Below are 5,646 nucleotides of genomic sequence, written 5' to 3' on the forward strand. Positions count from 1 at the left end.
CATTTAATCCCTTTCTAAAAACGTTTTTAGAAAAGATAAGAAATTATTTTTTTAGTCTTAGAAAAGAAAAAAAAGACTAACTTAATAGTTAATCTTAAAGAATTTTTAAAAAGTAAAAAGTGTCTAAAGTTTTGGAACACCTCATTTTAACCGAAATGGAAATCATTAAATTACCAAAAGAAGAAATCCCTAGCTTAAATGAAACCCAAGTCAAATCAGAGAAATTAATAAATGGTATGACAATGAAGGGAAATGTGATATGATTGAAGTCCATTATACTTTTGATGGCCATTATAATGGAGTCGGTTATTATCAACAACAAGCTCAAGCCAAAAAAAAGCAGTTTTAATGATATTTTAACCGTTCAAGATCGCCTTAAAAAACAAAAAGAACCTTCTAACCTCGCTATTTACATAAAAGACCGTTATCCTTTCGATCGTTGGAATCAAAAAGGTATTACTTTATGATAGGACCACAGCCAATGGATTTAAATTTTCTCGTTTTTTTAAAGCAGATGATAGTCAATTATATTTATATGTAAAATTTGAAAAACAACTCAAAGAAGGTCCAGGCGGTAATTTACTTAATCGTTAAATACAAAGGACCTAAACAATTAATAGACGAAGACAAAGACCACTACCTTGGTAAAACCGCATGGTTGAAAAATCCAGAATTTAAAAACGAAGATTTCTGACTCCACTTCAGTCTAAAAAGAAAAACTTTATCTCTTTACCAAGATAAACAAAACTATGATAAAAAAAAGTAGGTATGAAAAGAATTTCCTTTAAAGAAACATAAAAATATTAAATTCTAACACATTAAAAATTAAAGGAATCAAAATAAAAGGAGAATTAATTAATGTTTAAATTGAAAAAACATTTATTATTTAATATTTTTTTATTTATTAGTTTATTTTTATTTGTTTTCACTTATAAACAAAATATCTATGCTTTTCCTTTATTAAACGTTACAACTGAAATTTACACAGAACTAAAAACAGTTGAAAACGCTAAAGCCAATATAATTATTACTCATGGTATTGCTGAAAGTTCTAAAGAATATGAAAAATTAGCTAACTATTTAAATCGATCTGGTTATAATGTTTTACTTTATGATTTTAGAAGTCATGGTCAAAGTAGAAGCAACAATAATAATATAGCTGATATTTATGATTTTAATATTTTTTTAAATGACTTAAATTCAATAGTTAATTCTTTAAAACAAGAAAATAATTTAAAAATTATTTTATTAGGACATAGTTTAGGCGGAATGATTAATAATTGTTATGTTTATAAATATAAAGATATTGATGGCGTTATTAATAGCGGTTCTCCAACAAAAATAATAAATTCTGTAATTAGTTTTATTGATCCAGAAAATATTAAAAATATGGATAACATTCCAGTAGGTATTCATTATGAAAAATTATCCAGATTACCTTTAACTACAGAAATGAAAAATTACCGTACTATTAATTTTTTAACACCAAATTTTATAAGAAATACTATGATTTTAAGTATTCAATATTTTAAAGAACAAATTATAAACCATTCGTTTCATTATCCAGTTCCCATATTATTATTGCATGGTGAACAAGATCAAATTATTTTACCAGAAAATAGTCAAGAACTTTTTGATTTGATTCAAAATACAAATAAAAAATTAAAATTGTATCCTTTAAATTATCACAATTTATTTAACGATTTAGATAATGAACAAGTTTATCAAGATGTTATTGAATGGTTAGAACAATTTAATATTTGAAGACCCTCCCCTCAGGGGGTCTTGGTTTGTGATTAAAAAAATTTAATTTTTTAACGTCTTCTGTTATTATTTGGTTGATTTTGGTTATTTTGTCTTTGTAGATTATTTTGATCGCGTTCAATTATTTGTTGATTTATCATTGAAAGTTGATTATTGGTTGTTTCTAATCCGTTTTAAATATTAACCATTCTTGTTTGAAACGTTCTTGAGGTTCTAAATTAGTATTATTAAAAACGTGATTGAATTCTGTTATTAAAATAATCCCAAGAAAAAAACAAACAAATAATTATTATTTTAAATTGATTTTGTAATTTAAATATTATTGAAACTCCTTTTTGTAATTAATAAAAATTATTTTTGTTCATATTGCCAAAAAATATACATATTTTTGGCTCCATTGCCCATTTGTTTTAATTCTTCTAAAATATATTTATCATCTTCATCATCTCTGGTACCATTATCAAAAAAAACACCTAATAAATTACGAGGCGGATTTTTAATCTTCCATATCATTGCAAATTCTTCTATGTTTCCATTATAACGCGGATCAGTTAGTGTAAAATCAAAATATTGTTTAAATGTTTCATGATTTTTAAGAATACCAATATTTGATACAGTTACATTAATGATTTTCATATTGCCAACAAACTCTTTATTAGGGGCGGACATTACTTGTTTATTACTAGTAATTAAAAATAATCCCAAGAAAACAAAAAAAACAAATATTTATTATTTTAAATTGATTTTGTAATTTAAACATTAATTAAATTTCCTTTTTATTTTTATTCTTTAAATTTTAACATATTGGAAGTTGTTAAAATTTATCACCAGTCAGAGCTGGTTCTTTTAAATTCGGATTCTTTGGATTTATCCTTATTATTCAATAAATTAGAAGATGATTTTGACATTTTTTTTATATTGATTTTTCTTGAATTAATGCGCCAGTGTATGCATCGTATTTTTTGGTTAAACTAATTTCGCCATCATGTTTGTAATAGGTAGCTTTAATTTTTTTACCATTGGATGGATCGTATTCTTTGATGAAAGTAATTGCTTTTCCATTAGGTAAAAAACGAATAACTTTAATATTTTTGCCATTGGATGTGTCGTATTCTCTAATGAAATCAATTGTTTTGCCATCTTCATCTCTTAAGTACTTTATAACTTTAATAACTGCACCAGTTAATAGGTCGTATTCTCTAATGAAATCAATTGTTTTACCATTAAATCTGTAAAAGGTTTTTTTTAAAAGTCTACCGTTTGATGGTTGGTATTCCGGGATGTAATCAAGTTTTTCTTCAATAGAATTTTGGTAAAAGGTTTCTTTCATTTTATTGCCAGTAATTTTGTCGAGTTCGAAAATTGCACAAATTGTTCCATTATATCGGTAATAGATGTTTTTAATTTTGGAACATCGGATAGTTCGTATTTTGTAATGAATTTAATTGTTTTACCATCATGTTTATAATAGGTAGTTTGAATTTCTTGACCATTAGATGGGTCGTATTCTTGGATGTAATCAATTTCTTTGCCATTCAAATAGTAATTTATTTTTTTAATTAATTTTTCATCTTCACTAAATACAGAAGTTACACTCAAAACACCTTTATCTGTAAAAGAATATTCCGTCTTTTTTTGCCAGTATTTTTGTCATATTCAGTGACAAATTTAATTTTTCCATCATAATCAGAATAACCATAACCTGGATAATATATTGTTTCTTTAATTAATTTTTTAGTTTCTTTGTCATATTCTAATTTTTTCATTTCAGGTTTATATTTTAATAAATTAACATTTTTTTTACTTTGTTCAATTAAATTATTATTTTTTTTATTTAAAAATTTTGGATATTTTTTTTTGGATTTATTATATTTAATACAAAGAAAATAAATAAAAATTAAAAAACAAAAAATAAAAAAAGACATAAAATAAATTAAGAACAGTTTTTTATAAAAAAGATGATAATCAATATTACGAATTGTTTTTCCATCATTATGATAATAAATTGTTTTAATTAATTTTCGGTTATTATCGTATTCTTTAATATAATTGATAGTCTCGCCGTCGGAACGATAATAGATTTTTTGGTTGTTATTCATGATAATATTCTTTCTAATATTAACCATTAATTTTTTGATATTTTTTTAAATAATTTTAGATTTTGTTAGATTCATTTTTGAATTGGTTAATGTAATTTTGACAAAGTTGATTTGAAATTATATTTTGTTGAGTTAAAAAAATTTTTTGACTAATAATTCTATTTGTTTGGAACGCTCCAAGAAAAATAGCACTCATCACAAAGATAAAATGTTTTTACACTTAGAACGCAAAGATTAGAACTGCTAGATTAAAAATCTAATTGTTAATTATTATCATAATAAGATAAAAATTTTCTTTGTTAACAATTTTTTAAAAAATAAATAATAGTATCTAAATCGGTATTTTTTTATCATTAAACAAAAAAGTGCTTTATATAAAGGGAATTATAAAAAAAATTTTTTTCTATATTTATATCTTTATTATAATACAAATAATAAAATTTGGTTAATAAAAAAAAGGTTTAATCCTTGATAAAGAAGGATGTATTTATCATCAATTATTAATTATAAATATACCTTTTTTTTGTGGAGGGTTATTACTTTGTTTCTTTGTTTATTAAACAAATTTTATCATTTATGTTATAATAAAGATATAAATATAGAAAAAAATTCTTTTTTCATCATCGATTTCAAAAAAAATAATGATTCAAATTGTTGTTTTGTTAATATAAAAAAATTTGACTTAAATATTAAATTTAAATTATATAATTTGAGATAATACTTAACCTTGAAAAAATAAAATTAATTAATTATGAATAATTTAAGTAAACAAATTCTTTTATATTTCTAACATATAATCAAATATTTACCTAATTAAAAATTTAAGTAATATAATTTTATTTTTTAAAATAAAAAAATTAATAATTAGAAAATTAGAAAAAAACATATTTTTAAATGTTTTTTATCCTTAATTTTTATTTTCTTATTATTATTTCATTTTAATTAAAAGAAATAAAAAAATTATTTAAAGAACACAAATTAAACTTAAAAAATTTGTCTAAAAATTTGAAATTTACTAAGTTAAGCAAATTATAATGATAATAAATAAGAAAAAAATTCTAAAAAATTCGGAAATTTTTCTTACTTTTTATTATCAAATTTTTTTAAATGATTTATATTTGTTAAATATAAATCATTTAAAAAAATTATTTTCGTTTTACAAAAAAACAATATTTTAATATATAATTATCAATTAAACAATATAATTTCATTTTAAATTATAAAACAAATTATAATTAGAAAATAAGATTATGAAAAAAAATAAAATCAATAAAAAAAATATTTTAAAATTTTTTTGTTATATTTTTATATTTTTCTTTTTGTTATCATTGACTATGGGAGGTATACGCAAGGGCCCAGAGAGAGCAAAACATTCCATACTTAAAAATTTACTTTCTAATAATGATGCATAAATAATAAGTAAATTCAAAAGTTTATAAATGCAAACGTAAGACACAAAGATAAATAAAAAAAGACGATAAAAAAAGCAAAAATAAATGAGTTATATAATTTTTTGAATTTACCTAATATTAGTTTTTATTTACAAAATATATAGCAATTCAAAATAATAAAAAATATTAAACTTTAACAAATCATCTTTGAACATAGTTTATTTTATAAATAATATTAATAACTAAATCATTATTTTTGCCGTGAGTTGAGCACTATTAAATTTATATAATTTTAAGTTAAGTTTTAAACCAAACTATTTTTTTATAGTTAATATAAAAAAAATGGTTTGGCTTATTTTTTTTGTTTAAAGAAATTAGTTAATGTTGAGTTT

Annotated in this window: 8 protein-coding genes; 2 read left to right on the top strand and 6 right to left on the bottom strand. The window is 21.4% G+C overall.

What is annotated here, in order from left to right; genetic code table 11:
- The first annotated feature begins 263 nt into the window (after positions 1-263).
- Both ACTCUI_RS02230 and ACTCUI_RS02235 read left to right on the top strand, forming a co-directional pair.
- The gene (locus ACTCUI_RS02230; RefSeq protein WP_463431342.1) at positions 264-467 is read left to right on the top strand and encodes a hypothetical protein; all 204 of its coding nucleotides are present in this window, start codon (positions 264-266) and stop codon (positions 465-467) included.
- A gap of 391 nt (positions 468-858) precedes the next feature.
- Positions 859-1,764, top strand: coding sequence for an alpha/beta hydrolase (locus tag ACTCUI_RS02235; RefSeq protein ID WP_463431344.1), 906 nt, complete (start codon positions 859-861; stop codon positions 1,762-1,764).
- Between the two features lie 351 nt (positions 1,765-2,115).
- Here the strand turns inward: ACTCUI_RS02235 and ACTCUI_RS02240 are convergent, their stop codons facing one another.
- From ACTCUI_RS02240 to ACTCUI_RS02265, 6 genes are all read right to left on the bottom strand, one after another.
- The gene (locus ACTCUI_RS02240) at positions 2,116-2,469 is read right to left on the bottom strand and encodes an effector protein (protein WP_463431346.1); all 354 of its coding nucleotides are present in this window, start codon (positions 2,467-2,469) and stop codon (positions 2,116-2,118) included.
- On the bottom strand, positions 2,447-2,524 hold the full coding sequence (locus ACTCUI_RS02245) for an SVM family protein (RefSeq protein ID WP_463431356.1): 78 nt from the start codon (positions 2,522-2,524) through the stop codon (positions 2,447-2,449). The genes ACTCUI_RS02240 and ACTCUI_RS02245 overlap by 23 nt, the downstream gene beginning before the upstream one ends.
- 153 nt (positions 2,525-2,677) lie before the next feature.
- The gene (locus tag ACTCUI_RS02250) at positions 2,678-3,094 is read right to left on the bottom strand and encodes a DUF2963 domain-containing protein (RefSeq protein ID WP_463431348.1); all 417 of its coding nucleotides are present in this window, start codon (positions 3,092-3,094) and stop codon (positions 2,678-2,680) included.
- Positions 3,091-3,363, bottom strand: a complete 273-nt coding sequence (locus tag ACTCUI_RS02255) for a DUF2963 domain-containing protein (RefSeq protein ID WP_463431350.1) — start codon at positions 3,361-3,363, stop codon at positions 3,091-3,093. The genes ACTCUI_RS02250 and ACTCUI_RS02255 overlap by 4 nt, the downstream gene beginning before the upstream one ends.
- Positions 3,360-3,863 carry a DUF2963 domain-containing protein gene (locus ACTCUI_RS02260; protein WP_463431352.1) on the bottom strand — a complete coding sequence of 168 codons (504 nt, stop codon included), beginning with the start codon at positions 3,861-3,863 and terminating at the stop codon, positions 3,360-3,362. The genes ACTCUI_RS02255 and ACTCUI_RS02260 overlap by 4 nt, the downstream gene beginning before the upstream one ends.
- A 55-nt stretch (positions 3,864-3,918) precedes the next feature.
- Positions 3,919-4,059 carry a hypothetical protein gene (locus ACTCUI_RS02265; protein ID WP_463431354.1) on the bottom strand — a complete coding sequence of 47 codons (141 nt, stop codon included), beginning with the start codon at positions 4,057-4,059 and terminating at the stop codon, positions 3,919-3,921.
- Positions 4,060-5,646 lie beyond the last annotated feature (1,587 nt).

Source organism: Brinjal little leaf phytoplasma (genome assembly GCF_978563805.1).